The sequence below is a fragment of the Chromobacterium violaceum ATCC 12472 genome, from assembly GCF_000007705.1.
Lineage (GTDB): Bacteria > Pseudomonadota > Gammaproteobacteria > Burkholderiales > Chromobacteriaceae > Chromobacterium > Chromobacterium violaceum.
On record NC_005085.1, the window covers coordinates 2,779,414 to 2,793,553 of the forward strand.

At 56.1% G+C, this 14,140-nt stretch carries 19 protein-coding genes; 7 read left to right on the forward strand and 12 right to left on the reverse strand.

Translation table 11 applies throughout. From position 1 onward, the window contains the following. Window positions 1-10: 10 nt before the first annotated feature. From CV_RS12590 to CV_RS12635, 9 genes are all read right to left on the reverse strand, one after another. Window positions 11-610 carry a hypothetical protein gene (locus tag CV_RS12590; RefSeq protein WP_043596218.1) on the reverse strand — a complete coding sequence of 200 codons (600 nt, stop codon included), beginning with the start codon at window positions 608-610 and terminating at the stop codon, window positions 11-13. Between the two features lie 70 nt (window positions 611-680). Beyond that, complete coding sequence (locus tag CV_RS12595; RefSeq protein WP_011136123.1) at window positions 681-1,436, reverse strand: hypothetical protein; 756 nt, start codon at window positions 1,434-1,436, stop codon at window positions 681-683. Window positions 1,437-1,447: 11 nt separating this feature from the next. Continuing rightward, on the reverse strand, window positions 1,448-2,959 hold the full coding sequence (locus tag CV_RS12600; RefSeq protein ID WP_115610135.1) for a type III secretion system translocon protein: 1,512 nt from the start codon (window positions 2,957-2,959) through the stop codon (window positions 1,448-1,450). Further along, window positions 2,953-3,438, reverse strand: a complete 486-nt coding sequence (locus CV_RS12605) for a SycD/LcrH family type III secretion system chaperone (protein WP_011136125.1) — start codon at window positions 3,436-3,438, stop codon at window positions 2,953-2,955. The genes CV_RS12600 and CV_RS12605 overlap by 7 nt, the downstream gene beginning before the upstream one ends. Before the next feature lie 65 nt (window positions 3,439-3,503). Continuing rightward, the gene (locus CV_RS22935; RefSeq protein ID WP_011136126.1) at window positions 3,504-4,361 is read right to left on the reverse strand and encodes a secretion protein EspA; all 858 of its coding nucleotides are present in this window, start codon (window positions 4,359-4,361) and stop codon (window positions 3,504-3,506) included. A gap of 67 nt (window positions 4,362-4,428) precedes the next feature. Further along, on the reverse strand, window positions 4,429-4,989 hold the full coding sequence (locus CV_RS12620; RefSeq protein WP_011136127.1) for a secretion protein EspA: 561 nt from the start codon (window positions 4,987-4,989) through the stop codon (window positions 4,429-4,431). 30 nt (window positions 4,990-5,019) lie between these two features. Continuing rightward, on the reverse strand, window positions 5,020-5,385 hold the full coding sequence (locus CV_RS12625) for a hypothetical protein (protein WP_011136128.1): 366 nt from the start codon (window positions 5,383-5,385) through the stop codon (window positions 5,020-5,022). Between the two features lie 70 nt (window positions 5,386-5,455). After that, complete coding sequence (locus tag CV_RS22940; protein WP_011136129.1) at window positions 5,456-6,244, reverse strand: secretion protein EspA; 789 nt, start codon at window positions 6,242-6,244, stop codon at window positions 5,456-5,458. Between the two features lie 67 nt (window positions 6,245-6,311). Next, the gene (locus CV_RS12635; RefSeq protein WP_011136130.1) at window positions 6,312-6,866 is read right to left on the reverse strand and encodes a secretion protein EspA; all 555 of its coding nucleotides are present in this window, start codon (window positions 6,864-6,866) and stop codon (window positions 6,312-6,314) included. Window positions 6,867-7,023: 157 nt separating this feature from the next. Between CV_RS12635 and CV_RS12640 the strand changes: the two genes are divergently transcribed. The 7 genes from CV_RS12640 (at window position 7,024) to sctW (ending at window position 11,339) form a co-directional block, all read left to right on the forward strand. Then, complete coding sequence (locus CV_RS12640; RefSeq protein ID WP_080509009.1) at window positions 7,024-7,878, forward strand: AraC family transcriptional regulator; 855 nt, start codon at window positions 7,024-7,026, stop codon at window positions 7,876-7,878. 9 nt (window positions 7,879-7,887) lie between these two features. Further along, window positions 7,888-8,103, forward strand: a complete 216-nt coding sequence (gene sctF / locus CV_RS12645; protein ID WP_011136132.1) for a type III secretion system needle filament subunit SctF — start codon at window positions 7,888-7,890, stop codon at window positions 8,101-8,103. Next, window positions 8,100-8,381: an EscG/YscG/SsaH family type III secretion system needle protein co-chaperone gene (locus CV_RS12650; RefSeq protein ID WP_011136133.1), complete on the forward strand. Its 282-nt coding sequence runs from the start codon at window positions 8,100-8,102 to the stop codon at window positions 8,379-8,381. Before sctF ends, CV_RS12650 begins: the two co-directional genes overlap by 4 nt. A 22-nt stretch (window positions 8,382-8,403) precedes the next feature. Beyond that, window positions 8,404-8,742, forward strand: a complete 339-nt coding sequence (sctI, locus tag CV_RS12655) for a type III secretion system inner rod subunit SctI (protein WP_011136134.1) — start codon at window positions 8,404-8,406, stop codon at window positions 8,740-8,742. After that, window positions 8,742-9,467, forward strand: coding sequence for a type III secretion system inner membrane ring lipoprotein SctJ (gene sctJ / locus CV_RS12660; RefSeq protein ID WP_011136135.1), 726 nt, complete (start codon window positions 8,742-8,744; stop codon window positions 9,465-9,467). The genes sctI and sctJ overlap by 1 nt, the downstream gene beginning before the upstream one ends. After that, window positions 9,464-10,051, forward strand: a complete 588-nt coding sequence (locus CV_RS12665; protein ID WP_011136136.1) for a type III secretion system domain-containing protein — start codon at window positions 9,464-9,466, stop codon at window positions 10,049-10,051. Before sctJ ends, CV_RS12665 begins: the two co-directional genes overlap by 4 nt. Window positions 10,052-10,232: 181 nt before the next feature. Further along, window positions 10,233-11,339: a type III secretion system gatekeeper subunit SctW gene (sctW, locus tag CV_RS12670; RefSeq protein ID WP_011136137.1), complete on the forward strand. Its 1,107-nt coding sequence runs from the start codon at window positions 10,233-10,235 to the stop codon at window positions 11,337-11,339. A gap of 87 nt (window positions 11,340-11,426) precedes the next feature. Here the strand turns inward: sctW and CV_RS22945 are convergent, their stop codons facing one another. The 3 genes from CV_RS22945 to CV_RS12685 form a co-directional block, all read right to left on the reverse strand. Next, window positions 11,427-11,816, reverse strand: coding sequence for a hypothetical protein (locus CV_RS22945; protein WP_227590037.1), 390 nt, complete (start codon window positions 11,814-11,816; stop codon window positions 11,427-11,429). A gap of 212 nt (window positions 11,817-12,028) precedes the next feature. Then, window positions 12,029-12,586, reverse strand: coding sequence for a cytochrome b (locus CV_RS12680; RefSeq protein ID WP_011136138.1), 558 nt, complete (start codon window positions 12,584-12,586; stop codon window positions 12,029-12,031). A gap of 35 nt (window positions 12,587-12,621) precedes the next feature. Next, window positions 12,622-13,782: a lytic polysaccharide monooxygenase gene (locus tag CV_RS12685; protein WP_011136139.1), complete on the reverse strand. Its 1,161-nt coding sequence runs from the start codon at window positions 13,780-13,782 to the stop codon at window positions 12,622-12,624. Window positions 13,783-14,140: the final 358 nt, after the last annotated feature.

A 14,140-nucleotide genomic window follows, 5' to 3' on the forward strand; every position in this document is an offset into this window, starting at 1 on the left:
ATAAGTGGAGTTAAATTTTGACGACCGACATCATTCGCTCTTGCATGCTCATCAGCTGACGCGTCAAATCATGCATGCGGCTCGATGCTTCGGCCGCCTTCTCGGCAGCGGCACTCAACGCTTTATACCGCTCGGCAGCATGATCAGCCTGGAATTCGCCAAGAATATTCTTCTGCTCAGCATCGCGTGTTAGGCTAGCGGTACCCCAGTTAATGCCGCCCTCCGCCGCTTTGCCCACCCCCGACAGCCCCGTGGACATCAGGTCTCCCCCCGAGCCCGCGACTCCTCCGATGGCCGCGCCGCCCGCACTCAAAAATCCTGACAGGACTTTAGCGCTGGCGTTCTTCCACGCAGCCTTGTACTTAAGTTCGATGCTCTCCAGCTTGGTATCGATCGACTTTAACTGGACAGCCGCTGCCCGCTGCTGGCCAGCGGCATGGAAATCGCGCTCCATGTCGCGGATATCGATGTTCATTTTCTGCAGCATCGCAATCAGGTTGTCTATGGTGGCATATACCCCAGTACTGCCCTTATCCACACTCTGTCCCGAAAGCTGCTGTGGGACGGTTGGTACCGTGTTCGAGACTCCAACTTTGTTAATATCCATCATGATAACTTTCCTAAACAAATGTTGCGTGCCACTTTGTGGTGTCACGATAATTGATTTCACTGCTTGTGCTTCACCGGCGAACCCAGCTTTGGCCATCCTTAGCTAACACAGCGATCATCCCCTCCATCAATGGGATATACTCCTGCCGATTCGCAGTTTCCTGTCGGGCATCATTGGCCAGATGTTGGCCGATACTGTTTGCCAGCTTCTGGGCCAACTCTCCCGACGTTTCCTCCTGCGCGCCTTGCACTTCATGGCCCACGGCATGAAGGGAGATAGCTTCACTGATTTGCGCCGCGCCTTTGCTCGCTACTGCTCTAGCTGTTTCTCCCCCAACCGCGGAGAACACTTGGCCGGCGCCTCCAACCACCTCGCTCGCCGCGTTTTCCTGCAGCGCCCGGGCATTGAGCTCCGCCGCCTCGCTGCGCTGCTGAACTGCAAGCAGCGCGACAGCAGCAACCAAGGGCAGCAACTCCGCCTGCATCGCCCAAAAACCTTCGCGCTGCTGGCCATACAAACTTTGCAGCTTGGCCATCAGATCACCGATGCTGAACGTGCCATGCAAGTCCAGCGCCCCGAAGCCCTCGTTGCCGGCCAGCAACTGCACCGTGTAGTTGAGGCCATCCGGGATCGGCGCTTCCAGGCCGCAAGACTCGAAATCAAGCGACTTCAGGTCATTGAGAACGTTGTGCAATGGATCGGCGCCGATTTGCAACTCTGGCAGTTTGGGTAGTTCGCCGGTTTTTTTCGAGTTGACGGAATACTCCCCGGGGACGCCATTCGCACCTGTACTCTGGCTAAATCTAGCCACCGAAAAATCCGTCATCTCTCTCCCCTCTACACCATGGAAGACGCGATCTGCGCCTGGGTGGAAGCTGCCTGGCTCATCGCCTGGAGGCCGTCATCGATCACCTGGCTCTTGCTGTCCAGCAGTTCGCGCGTCTTCTTGATGACTTCCTTCTTTTCCTGCTCATAGAACTCGAAGAAGCTCTGCAGCCATTGCTGATCCAGAATCAACAAATCGATTTCCTTTTGCAGTTTGGCTCGCTGTTTCTCGATCTCACCGACCATGATCTCCTTTGCACCTGCCGCCACTCCGCGGACCGTGCTGGACACGACAAGCGCCGGTGCCTTCAGCGTCGCTTTGATCGTAGCCTTGACCACGTCCGCGAATACCTGATTCACGACTCGCTTGGTGACCTCCTGGGCAGTCAGTTCCACACCTTCCTTGACAGCCTTCTTGATGACTTTCTCCACCGACTTGCTCACCATCTTTTCTATCGCTTCGTGGGTGAACCTTTCCAGCATCTGGTTGGTAAACTTCTGGGCGAACTTCTCAACTGTCTTCTTGGTGGTGGCTTTGGCGGCATCGACAGCGGCCTTGCCCAACGCTTGTGCAACTTGTGTCGCGACTTGATCCGCCACTTGCTTGCCAACTGCGTTTGCCGCATTCTTGGCTGCGCCTGCCGTGCCTTTCTTGATGGCTGTACTGACCATTTGCTCCGCGCCTTCTTTCAGTACCTTGCCGGCGACTTTCGGAATCATCTTGGTCACCAACAGATTGCGCGCCGCACTGGTAACGTCCACCACCGCTCCGGCGATTTCAAACGACAATTGAATTTTTCCAGCAATGTCCGCTACCTTTTGGTATTTTTCGGCATTCTCCGGGTCAATAAGCGCCATCGTATTAGCCATAGCCTTGACCAGACCCGCCATGCCAGCAACGAGGTCCATCGCACCGCCGGCAGCCTGCATCACATTGCCGGTCATCACACCGCCTATCATTTTGGCGACGCCAGTCACCACCTCCACCGCAGCGACCACCCAGTCGAAAACCACGCTGAGAATGCCAGCCTTCTTGGCCTTGTCCTGCTGCTCGATGGCCTTGTTCATCTGTTCCCGAATGTTCTCCACTTCCTTCTTGCGCAGCGCTTCCTGCTTCGTACTCATGATGTCGAGAGCCTTGCTCTTGACTGCTGCGGTATCGCCCAGCATTTGCGAGGTCATCAGCGTGGAAGCCATGATCATCGAGTCCATCGGAATCTTTTCGATCTCCGACAAGCTGAATGCCGGCACCTTGGCCGCGCCATCGCTGCCGGAGGCTTGATCGATAGTTCCCATGATCCGGCCCAGCGCATCGGCTGCCTGTTGCCGGGATACCGGCTCCTTGGCGGCGCGCGGCGAAGCCAACTGCCCCAGTTGCTGCGATTGCACCTCCGCCAACGGTCTGGAGACCATCTTGACGGCATCGCCGACTTTGCGGGCGGCGCCGCTTTTTCCTTCTTCCTTCTCCGCCCAATCAGCCGGCAAGCCGGCGCCAGGCATGAAACGATCGAGTGCGATCAGCATGGTACTTCCTCCTGTTGCAGAGCCAGCATGTCTACGGCGCTGGCCTTGATTGCCTGATAATCGATTTGTTCGCCGCACCAGTTGATGGCCGCCTTGAAAGCCTTGCTCGCATACTCCGCATTCCCGTCCAGCCGATAGCTGATGCCGGCGTAGAACGCGGCGCGCGGGTCGTCCACCTTGATCAGGCCGGCGCGGCCGAAGCAGACCACGGCCTCGTTGTGCGCGCCGAGCCGCTGATGGCACAGGCCCAGCGCCAGCAGGTAGTCGAAATTCCAGTGGTCCAGCGTGCTCAGCAACTGGTAGACATTTCGGGCGGCAGCGATTTCGCCGCCATCGAACAGCTGCTTGGCATAGCCGTACAGCGACTCCAGGTCCTCGCCCTGAATGTCGGCCAGCAAGCGCAACGAGCCGCCGCGCGAGAAGAAATGCCGGTACAACTCGTCGTCTGTCTGCTCAGGCTGATGATGGATATCAGTCATAAAATAAACTCCTTGTACTGACACGCGCCGGCCGGAGACAAGACCACCCGGCAACATGTCGTGGCTTAACGGATAGCTTGGGCGATAGACTTGGTCGATTCCGCGTTCATGCTCTGCAAGCTATTGGCCATGGTCACCGCGGTGTTGAAGTTCTGAATCAGCTGCTGCATCTTCAACTGGCTCTGCTGCACGAAGTCAGATGCGCGTCCGGAGAATGACTCCAACGAGGATTTCACAGCGGTCAGACTTGATATATTGAAAACTGGCATTTTAGCCTCCTCTAAAGCATTCTGCATTTTCTCCAATACCGCGACCGGCACTCTCTCATAGCCATTTTCATCGATGTACAAAGTCTCGTTGATAAGATCAGACACGGATTTTCCATCCACTTTAACGCCTAGAGCATCCATAAAATCAGAAAAAGCTTTCATCCTTTCAAATGGATGAAGATCACTTCCTGTTCTGTCACAAGATTCGATTAGATTTGCCAATCGTTTTATATATTCATCCATTTTCTCAAACCTCCCCTCTGACACGCATCCGACGAATTGACCATTTTCACGAATAAAATCATCAATCGTTTGATTTCCTACTAAGATGCCATTCTCACGTATATACTCAATAACATCTGGCGGCAACTGACCTTTACTATTAGGATCGGTCAGACTTGCCAGCACGGCCTCCATTACATTGGCCTTCTCTTGGGCATCGCGAGACACTTCCATTTTCTTCGACATCTGCGCGAACTTGGCATTGGACAATTCGGTAAACAGCAGCATGACCTCTTCCATCGTGGTGATGGCCTGGCCTAACAGCGAGTAGTTCCGCGCCGCGCGCAGGTAGTCATTGTTGTCGCTGGAATCTGCAGTGCCAGTGGTTGGTACGTTTACGCCGGAAGGGGGTTGGTTTACAGCCGTGTTCATCGATATTTCCTTTCAAGAGTGGTATTGGGAGGCAGGCGCCGCGCACTGACCCGCCTGCCTTTATCCATTAACGGATAGCCTGGGCGATGGACTTGGTCGATTCCGCGTTCATGCTCTGCAAGCTATTGGCCATGGTCACCGCGGTGTTGAAGTTCTGAATCAGCTGCTGCATCTTCAACTGGCTCTGCTGCACGAAGTCAGACGCGCGGCCGGAGAAGGACTCCAGCGCGGACTTCACTGCCGTCAGATCCGCCTGGCTGAGATCGCCCTCTAGGTTTTCCACCGAATCCACGCTGATGCCGTTAGCCTTCAGATAGTCCAGCACATCCTGAGGCAGTTTCTTGGTATCTTTGGGGTCGGTGATGCCTGCCAGCACTGCCTCCACTTTATTGGCCATTTCCTGCGCATCGCGCGACACTTCCATTTTCTTCGACATCTGCGCGAACTTGGCATTGGACAGTTCGGTAAACAGCAGCATGACCTCTTCCATCGTGGCGATGGCCTGGCCCAGCAGCGAGTAGTTCCGCGCCGCGCGCAGGTAGTCGATATTGTCCCCGTCGCCAGCCTTGCCGACAGAATCCACCTGGCCGTTGCTGAAGGAAGAGATCGAAGAGATTGCAGTGCTCATAAATAAAACTCCTTACTAAATTAACGCGATTTAAACAAAAGAACGGCGATGTTTTTTGGCAAGAACCGGAGCGGCCTTGACTGGTTCGGCCATGGCGCTAGCCTTGGCATCGTCTTCTGGCGCCAGCTGCTTCAATTGCTTGCCTAATTGGGAAAAGGTTTTTTCCGCCATGGCAACCTTAGATACGATTTGCTGATGCAGCTGCTCGCCGCCGGACTTCATCATCGCCTCCAGCTTTTGCAACTTGCCGCGCGCCACCGGATCCGATTCTGCGCGCGCCTCCAATGCAGCGATCTCGCCTTGCAACGCCTTGAAATCGTCCAGCTGTTTCTTGAAACCCATCCGGCGTTTTTTCAAACCGTCGATCATGGATTTCAATTGCGTCATTTCATTCATTGGAATGCCTCCTGTTCATTGCGGGCTTTCCAGTTTGGCTGCCGGCACGCGGCAGCCAACTGCTCAGCCATTAACGGATAGCCTGGGCGATAGACTTGGTCGATTCCGCGTTCATGCTCTGCAGGCTGTTCGCCATGGTCACCGCGGTGTTGAAGTTTTGAATCAGCTGTTGCATTTTCAGCTGGCTCTGCTGCACGAAGTCGGAGGCGCGGCCGCTGAAGGTCTCCAACGCGGACTTCACTGCGGTCAGATCGGCCCTGCCCAGTAGTTGCCGCCCATTACTGAACAGTTTCGCCATCGCCTCTTTGCTATAACTGCCGTCGACATTTTCTTGATTTTTCAGCCAATCACTAGCCTTCTGACCATCAATCTTGACGCCAGCATCATCAAGATTTTTAGCTATCGCCTGAGCCGAATCAAGACAAAAGTAGGTATGGCCTATGGTATAGGAATGAATATTATTCAGCGCCCATCGCGAATCCAGGTCGGCATCGTCTCTAAGGAACTCATCAATACTCTTTCCATTGATAGCAACGCCATTTTTACGCATGTATTCAATTACATCTTCCGGCAGCGAAGCTTTACCATTGGGATCCGTGATGCTGGCCAGCAGCGCCTCCACCTTATTGGCCATTTCAGCCGCATCGCGCGACACTTCCATTTTCTTGGACATCTGCGCGAACTTGGCATTGGACAGTTCGGTAAACAGCAGCATGACCTCTTCCATCGTGGTGATGGCCTGGCCCAGCAGCGAGTAGTTCCGCGCCGCGCGCAGGTAGTCATTGTTGTCGCTGGAGTCTGCAGCGCCAGTGGTGAGCGCGTTTACGCCGGGAGTAGTTTGGTTTACGGTAGTGTTCATCGATATTTCCTTTCAAGAGTGGTATTGGGAGGCAGGCGCCGCGCACTGACCCGCCTGCCTTTATCCATTAACGGATAGCCTGGGCGATGGACTTGGTCGATTCCGCGTTCATGCTCTGCAAACTGTTGGCCATGGTCACCGCGGTGTTGAAGTTCTGAATCAGCTGCTGCATCTTCAACTGGCTTTGCTGCACGAAGTCAGACGCGCGGCCGGAGAAGGACTCCAGCGCAGATTTCACTGCCGTCAGATCCGCCTGGCTGAGATCGCCCTCGAGGTTTTCCACCGAATCCACGCTGATGCCGTTAGCCTTCAGATAATCCAGCACATCCTGAGGCAGTTTCTTGGTATCTTTGGGGTCGGTGATGCCTGCCAGCACTGCCTCCACTTTATTGGCCATTTCCTGCGCATCGCGCGACACTTCCATTTTCTTCGACATCTGCGCGAACTTGGCATTGGACAGTTCGGTAAACAGCAGCATGACCTCTTCCATCGTGGCGATGGCCTGGCCCAGCAGCGAGTAGTTCCGCGCCGCGCGCAGATACTCGATGTGATCGTTATCGATCACCTCATCGGTAGTAATAGATGCAGGTTGCACACCGCCTTGAGCATTAATACTAGACATATAGTCACCTTTAAAAATTCAAGATTAAAATTGATGCTTTTCACTATCAAAGTCATTATCGCCACACAATCTGCGCCTCAACTTCGACTGCTGCATGATACAAAACCACCAGGCAAATATTTTCTAGAACTGCGACAAATATTCTGTTTTTTTGCACATGACTTATCCTGCCATCTCGAACACCCCGGAGCAGGAGGTCATCCAGATATCAGGTGATCACCGGATGCCGCTTGACACAGCAAAGATAGATCATGCATCACGTTACAACAGCGCGCATAGGATTGAGATGCCAGCGATTCGACTCATAATCAGCAGGAGTAAAGGTGAAATAACCATCCAAGAGGATACTTACGCCTTTCCAGAACACTGCCTGATTGTCACAAATAATAAAGCTCGAATTTCTACGGATAGCCATCCGAATGCCATGCTGTCTCTGGATTTTCTCGCCTCGGATTTGCAGCGGCTTCTCCCGGAAGTCGTCGAATTACTGGAAGCAGACAATCAGAAAACCTTCAAAAAGGAAGCGGTGAAAATAGTAAAAACAGACTGCAATGCAACTGAGGTATTGGCCTCGCTTTCCCAGTTGGCGCCCTCCTCCTTCCTGTATTTTGCTTATCTTTACTGCTTGAATCTGGATAGAGCTTACTTCTCGGCATTGCTGCGCAGCTGCATAGCTGGAAATAAGGATTTTTACGAATTCATTGAGAAAAATGCTTTGCAACAATGGTCCATTTCCACATTGGCTGATCGATTTGGCATGCCACTGCGGAAATTCAACCAATTGTTTCAGGAGGCGTATGGCAAGCCCGCCAAGCGCTGGATATTGGAGCATCGTTTGACGCATGCCAAAAAGCTATTGCTCACCACCTCGATGAGGGTGCTGGATGTGGCGCTGGAATGCGGTTTTTCAAACCATGCGCATTTCACGGATAGCTTTCGGCGCCATTTTCAATGCAACCCCAAGCAATTTAGACAGCAAGCACTGGGCAAGCTGCGTGATAAAGAAACATAAGGACAGTTCATGGATATCGAAGCCATCACCAGTCAATTATCACAACTGGTTGAACAAGCCGGCAATGAGGTGCAATCGAAAGTCACCGCCGCCGATTTGAACGACCCCGCCCGAATGCTGCAAGCACAGTTTGCCATTCAACAGTATTCGGTATTCGTCAGCTACGAAAGCGCCATTATGCGGGCGGTGAAAGACATGTTGTCAGGGATTATTCAGAAGATATGAAATTACTCGCAACCGATATTTGCCGGCTAGTGGTAGAAACCGGCTTAGCCGCCGTGAATCACGGCTTATATGACGAGGCAGATTCTATTCGCTTGGCGATGCCGCATCTAACCGAAAACACGCATGCGCGGAAAATCGTGGAAGCCACCCTACTGCTCGGCATGGGGCATACGGAAGCGGCAACCTCTTTATTGCGCAACGACCACTCCGAGGAGGCCGGAATGCTGCGCCGCCTCATCAACAGCATGCATGTGCAGCAATCGCGGCGCATCTGTTAATTCTCTTTTAGGAGTCATTGCAATGGAAATCGATGCAGTCAAATTGCACACCGTTCAAGCCAGCATGGAACAGGTTCCCGCAGTGCCGGCCGCGGCCGATGTGGATGCGTTCACTCGCGCCATGTTCGGCCATGCGGCCCAATCCCCGGAAGAAGTCGCCGCTGGCGGTTTGCAAACGAAATCCCAGGCCATAGGCGAAGCGATTGACAACGCGCGCGCTACCACAGGCGTACTAAACAATCCGGCCGAAATGCTGGCGGCGCAATCCAAGCTGCTGCACTCCATCGTAGAAGTGGACCTGGTGGCCAAAACCGCGGGCGCCTTGTCGCAAGGCGTGAACAAACTGGTGAGCATGCAGTGATGAAAGCCCTCCGCCGTTTATGGCCGTTATTGATCCTGATGAGCCTGATGGGCTGCAAAGTGGACCTGTATAGCGGACTGAGCGAGGATGAAGCCAACCAGATGCTGGCCTTGCTAATGTTGCGCAATGTCGATGCCGAAAAGAAAATCATCAAGGAAGGCAATGTCACTGTCAGGGTGGAAAAAGAGCAGTTCACCGATGCGGTGGAAGTGCTGCGCCAGCATGGTCTGCCCAGCAAGCGCACCGAAACCATGGCGGATCTGTTTCCCTCCGGCCAACTGGTCACTTCGCCCGCACAAGAACAAGCCAAGATCGGCTATCTGAAGGAACAGCTGCTGGAAAAGATGCTGCGCGGCATGGACGGCGTGATCAGCGCCCAGGTTTCCATCGCGGAAAGCGTCAGCCAGAACCGGCGGGAGGCGCCTGCGCCGTCCGCCTCGGTCTTCATCAAGTACAGCCCCGGCATCAATATGCAAAGTCGCGAAACCGATATCAAACGGCTGATCCACACTGGCGTGCCTAATCTGCGCTCGGAAAACATCAGCGTGGTGTTGCAAGCAGCCGACTATCGCTATCGCCCAACCGCGACTACCGCGCAACCAGCTAAAAACACGCAGAGTTGGCTGCGGAAATACGCCATATGGCTTGTCGGCGGCCTAACCCTGCTGGGCTGCGCCGCCGCCATCGGTGTGCTGGCCTGGCGCCGGCGCACGGCCGCATCATGAAACCCGCGATATCCGCCGAACTGCAACGGTTGCATCAGCTGGCTTGGCGCGCCGGCGCCTGGATGGACCAAGGCTGGTGGCATGAGCTGGACTTGCGGCCCTGGCAGCAAAGCTACCAGCGCCATCCAGTCTGTCGTCCGGCGCTGGACCGGTTGATCGCCAATCGGCGCGGCTTTCCGCAAACGCCTCTGCCCGCATCGCTGACCCCGCGACAGCAAGCCATGCTGGCACTGGAGTCGCGCCTGCCCCGCGTGCTTACCGCGCTGGGACTGCTAGCCATGGAGTGTCCGGATTACTTGCTGCTGGGCAGCTACCGGCGCCCGCTGGCTGCCTGCCTGGGCGAACGCGGCTGCGATCAATTGCTGGCGCTGAGCGCCTTCCCCGCCCCCCGGCAACCAAACCTGGCGCCGGAACAAGTGGCGGCTGCGGCACTGGACCTAGGAACACGCTGGTGGCGAAGCGCCGATCCTAGCTGCCCGGTGCAAGCTGCACTGTCGATACTGTTGCCGCCCGGTCCCGCTGAAGCCATGCCGGCCATGGGCGACGCCATCTCATGGCTGATTCGGATCGGACGCTTTTTATGACCGCCCCCGCCCGCATCAGGCATAAGAGCTGCTAACCAAACCCAGCCAAGCGTCTGAGGCAAGGCGCGCCGACGTAGGCAGTACAAGTCGCAACGCAGCATCAGGGGTTTTGTAGCGGTTCCAGACACAGGCCTCGCGTCTACGCAGGTCTCAGTTGCGGCCCACACCAAGGACATCCTCAATGATCAATCCAATCGACCCCGCGGCTCGGCGCCCCCAAACGACGGTCCAGCCTTCCACGCCTCCTCAGGCTAAACCCAAGCCTCTGGCCGCCACCCAGGTGTTGCCTGCCCAGTCCGTCCTCAATTTGGCGCAAAGCGAGCTCGGCACCGACATGCAGGAGCTCGGCAGCATCTTCCCCGTGGAGGAAAGCTGCGCGGAAACCCTGGAAAACATGAGCTTCGCCTTGGGCACGCAGGCCAGGGAAAGGATGCGCGGCCTCTCCTCCAGCGCCGACCGCGCCCGGCCGCGCTCCATGATGCAGCGTCTTGCCAAACAAGTATCGGCGACCGCCCCAGACCATTTGGAAGAGCTGCGCCAACGCGTGCCTGGCATCGAGGCGGTGGAAGAAGTGGATGATCTGCTCAACAGCCTGCGCCAGCACCAGTTCGACGCTGGCGAGATGGCCCTGCTGCTGGCTGCCATGCTGGGCAAGGACGGCCTTTCCCCCACGCGCCGTCGGCGCCTGGAAGAAGCGCTAGACCGGGTGATGGACGACGAGGATTGGGCGCTGCAACTATTCAGCCACCTGGAGTTCGGCGCTGTCGGCAAGAGCGGCCTGGCCGAGCTGCGCCGCTTATACCAGCGCGCGGCTAGCCGTCAGTCAGGGCTAGTCTATTGGTTTGGACAGTTCCGTCAGATGGATGACCGCCAGCGCAAATTGAAGACCTTGATCCGGGCGCTGGCTTTCGAATTGTCCGCGCAAGGCGGCGCCACCGACATCCGCCTGGCCGCGGTCATCACCGATTTGAAACGGGTGCTGCAATTCCTGGGGATGGAAGATCATTGCGACCGCGTAGCCAAAGCGCTGGCCATCCCAGAACTGGACGGCAACCGCATCATTGAGGAGCTGCTGGAAATCATTCAACAGTCCTGGGTGTATCCGGACTGGCTATCCAGCCGCGCCGACGCCCTGATGCCGGAAGAACACAGCCGGCATGGCTATGCCCGGCGGATGGGAGAACTGGTCAAGCTGCTGCCCGATGACTGTTTCGAAGACATAGACCAACGCGAAACCATACTGGCCGCGTTTCTGGAATACCAAGAACAGCTGGCGGACGAAGAATAAGCAGACCGGCAAGCCAAAGAAATGAACAATAGGCGCTCGGAGATCCGACAGCGCCTGTTGTTCCGGCAACCCAGCAAAGTACCGTACTTACCGCTCATGCCGATGATGATGGCGATGATGCCCGCCATGCTTGCCGCGATGATGTTCTCGATACCGAGGCGCATAGACTTGGCGGTACCAGTCATCCCGAACGAACAAGACACGCTCACCGCACGCGTTATAGCGATGGCAATAACGCTTCCAATGCTTGACATGTCCGGGCGGGACTCTCAAATAAATCGGCTCATGCCTGCCATAACCCGGACGCACGATGATGGGGCGCGGAGAAATCACTTGCGGATGGGGATAGTTTCCGATGTCTAGGCGGCCATAAAAACCTGGCTGCCCAATATCGATGGAAACTCCGGCGCCGGCATTTGCCGCCGACGTCCCCAAACTGCAAATCAAAAAAACTGCCATTGCAGCCATTTTCTTCATTTCACACTCCTAATTTAGAAAGCACATGTTCGCAATTACAGATCATAGAACACGACGCATAACAACTGTCGTATAGACGCATGACACATGCGGCACCAGTCGTATCGCAAGGTGGCATCACACAAAATCCGTTATTTGTTAACGGATCGCCAGCACTGAATGACGTCCATCATCGTCGCTGCATGCCCCGCACAAAAATGAAGCATGCGCTATCATAGTTCGGTTTGACTTGGCCTCATGCGCCACAGGATAGGCAGACCCCGGCGATGATGGAGGACGACCGCCGCGATATGGGCGATTACCGCCAGGGCCAACACCGCATTGCTGGCGAAATGAACCCGCGCGAATCCGCGCGTCAGCGATCCAGGCGGCAGCGGCGCGGCCAGGGTGAACCAGCCAAACACATCCACCGCGCGCTCCATCATCAACATGCCGCTGAGCAAGGACAGGGATCCCAGTGCGTACAACGCCAAGTGCCCGCGGCGAGCCATTTTCCATCCGCGCGCCGGCATGCTCGCCGGCGGCGGCATGCGGAAACGGATTCGGTTGAGCAAGCGCAACAACCAGAACGGGACCAGCAAGGTGGTCAGCGCGACGTTCAGCGGCGGCACGGCTTTGGCCAGGGCCGGCGGCAGAGTGCCGGAGGCCAGCGCGAATCCGCTCAGTAGCGCCCACAGCATGACGGCGGCGCACAACCAATGCAGCGCCATCGCCAAAGGGGGATAACGTTTCATGAATACTCCAATCGGCAGGATGGAGGGAAGCGGCATGCCGCCTCCCGAACCCTCTCCAAGCGCGCCTTTATTTAGACGGGAGTCCACAGCGCCGGCGTGGTGGACGGCGTCCAACCCGCGCCAACCCAAGCGGTATGAGCCTGCAGACAGCGGTAACGGCGATTCTGATAGCTGACGACCTGTCCTACGGCGTAGGCGACGCCTTCGCGCCATGCATCGCCGGCAGGCGGCGGCGTAACCCCGTCATCGCCTTTCTTGATGTCGATCTGGTACCGATAGCCGCTATAGCGCTCATTCAGCCACACGCGGTTGGCGGTGGCGCTGCGGACCGGGTTGATCGTGACGGTGCGTTGCTTGCTGCTGATCACGCCGATGCGGCCGATCTGGGAGCTGGCGTTGACCTTGACGCCCAGCTCGTACGGCCAGTTGGCCGCCTGGCCGGTCGTGGCGCTCAGATCCACCTTGTGGCTCTCCACATCGCGACCGCTGCCGTCGAAGATGCGCAGCGTCACCGAACTCTTGTTCGGCAGGTTCTCGTGAGCGGTCACACTGCCCACTTCCTTCCACGGATTGGAGATCGGCGGCGGCTCCGGCTGCGGGCCGCCGTTGCCGAAGTTGACGTCGGAGCAGGAGTAAAAGGCCTCTTCGCTATCCGAACGCTTCCACACGTTGTAGATGATGTGGCGGCCGGTTTTGCCGGTCGGCAGCTTCATGGTCATGTGATAGCGCTGGCTGGCGTCCAGCGGCGGATTGCCGTTATAGGTGCCAAACAGTTCCAGATCAGACCACTTGAGCGGCTGGCTCGGATTCCAGCCGTTCTTGGTCACATAAAACCGGAAGTATTTGGTGGCATGCGGAGCCGGCGCTTTATAGATGAACTCGAAATTGCCGCTGGCGTTCGGCACGATATTGGTGGCGGGCCAGTCGGTGCGCGCCAGGTTGAAACCCTTGAATTTCGACTGGCCGGCCGCGCACAGCATGCCATCGGGAACCACGGCTTGATGATTGTCGCCAGGCGGGTTTTGATTGATGCCGTTCCAGTCGTACATCGCCTGCGTGCCGCCGACGCGCTTGGCTTCCTGGCAGGCCGGCGTCTTCGGCGATTCCGCGCCCTCCTGATAGCAGCTGTAGACCCGGTTGACGGGCACCTCCATGGTGCCGTGCGCCCATGACGCGCCGCTCAAGCCTGCCAAGGCGATACCAATGCCCGCGGGCATGAAAGCTAATTTCATTTTAAGACCCCTTGATCCGGTATTTGGATACCAAAATTGCGAATGTCATTCACGGCAAGGCATTGAATACAGCGCATGAACGCGTGGTGTCCCTTGTACTGGCTTATGCCTGTTGAGAGACAGGATTTCATATACCTTGCTCGGTCAAGACCTTATCTGATCTCGGGGCCATTTTCTTTTGAAACCAGCCGAATTCTTCTATATTCAGAGCCGGCAAATCAGAAAAATAATAACGGCCATGCCCCTCATGGAACATGGCCGCTGTCTGGGTGCTTAAAACTAAGCGACTCTTTGATGAAATGACTGCTCTTCAATTCATAATTATGATTTACTCACCCGGCGATCAAATTATTTGATG

Bases quoted from the DNA above. Each gene is read 5' to 3' on its own strand.
- CV_RS12590 (WP_043596218.1), bottom strand. From the start codon at position 610: ATGATGGATATTAACAAAGTTGGAGTCTCGAACACGGTACCAACCGTC.
- CV_RS12595 (WP_011136123.1), bottom strand. From the start codon at position 1,436: ATGACGGATTTTTCGGTGGCTAGATTTAGCCAGAGTACAGGTGCGAAT.
- CV_RS12600 (WP_115610135.1), bottom strand. From the start codon at position 2,959: ATGCTGATCGCACTCGATCGTTTCATGCCTGGCGCCGGCTTGCCGGCT.
- CV_RS12605 (WP_011136125.1), bottom strand. From the start codon at position 3,438: ATGACTGATATCCATCATCAGCCTGAGCAGACAGACGACGAGTTGTAC.
- CV_RS22935 (WP_011136126.1), bottom strand. From the start codon at position 4,361: ATGAACACGGCTGTAAACCAACCCCCTTCCGGCGTAAACGTACCAACC.
- CV_RS12620 (WP_011136127.1), bottom strand. From the start codon at position 4,989: ATGAGCACTGCAATCTCTTCGATCTCTTCCTTCAGCAACGGCCAGGTG.
- CV_RS12625 (WP_011136128.1), bottom strand. From the start codon at position 5,385: ATGAATGAAATGACGCAATTGAAATCCATGATCGACGGTTTGAAAAAA.
- CV_RS22940 (WP_011136129.1), bottom strand. From the start codon at position 6,244: ATGAACACTACCGTAAACCAAACTACTCCCGGCGTAAACGCGCTCACC.
- CV_RS12635 (WP_011136130.1), bottom strand. From the start codon at position 6,866: ATGTCTAGTATTAATGCTCAAGGCGGTGTGCAACCTGCATCTATTACT.
- CV_RS12640 (WP_080509009.1), top strand. From the start codon at position 7,024: ATGACTTATCCTGCCATCTCGAACACCCCGGAGCAGGAGGTCATCCAG.
- sctF (WP_011136132.1), top strand. From the start codon at position 7,888: ATGGATATCGAAGCCATCACCAGTCAATTATCACAACTGGTTGAACAA.
- CV_RS12650 (WP_011136133.1), top strand. From the start codon at position 8,100: ATGAAATTACTCGCAACCGATATTTGCCGGCTAGTGGTAGAAACCGGC.
- sctI (WP_011136134.1), top strand. From the start codon at position 8,404: ATGGAAATCGATGCAGTCAAATTGCACACCGTTCAAGCCAGCATGGAA.
- sctJ (WP_011136135.1), top strand. From the start codon at position 8,742: ATGAAAGCCCTCCGCCGTTTATGGCCGTTATTGATCCTGATGAGCCTG.
- CV_RS12665 (WP_011136136.1), top strand. From the start codon at position 9,464: ATGAAACCCGCGATATCCGCCGAACTGCAACGGTTGCATCAGCTGGCT.
- sctW (WP_011136137.1), top strand. From the start codon at position 10,233: ATGATCAATCCAATCGACCCCGCGGCTCGGCGCCCCCAAACGACGGTC.
- CV_RS22945 (WP_227590037.1), bottom strand. From the start codon at position 11,816: ATGAAGAAAATGGCTGCAATGGCAGTTTTTTTGATTTGCAGTTTGGGG.
- CV_RS12680 (WP_011136138.1), bottom strand. From the start codon at position 12,586: ATGCCGCTTCCCTCCATCCTGCCGATTGGAGTATTCATGAAACGTTAT.
- CV_RS12685 (WP_011136139.1), bottom strand. From the start codon at position 13,782: ATGAAATTAGCTTTCATGCCCGCGGGCATTGGTATCGCCTTGGCAGGC.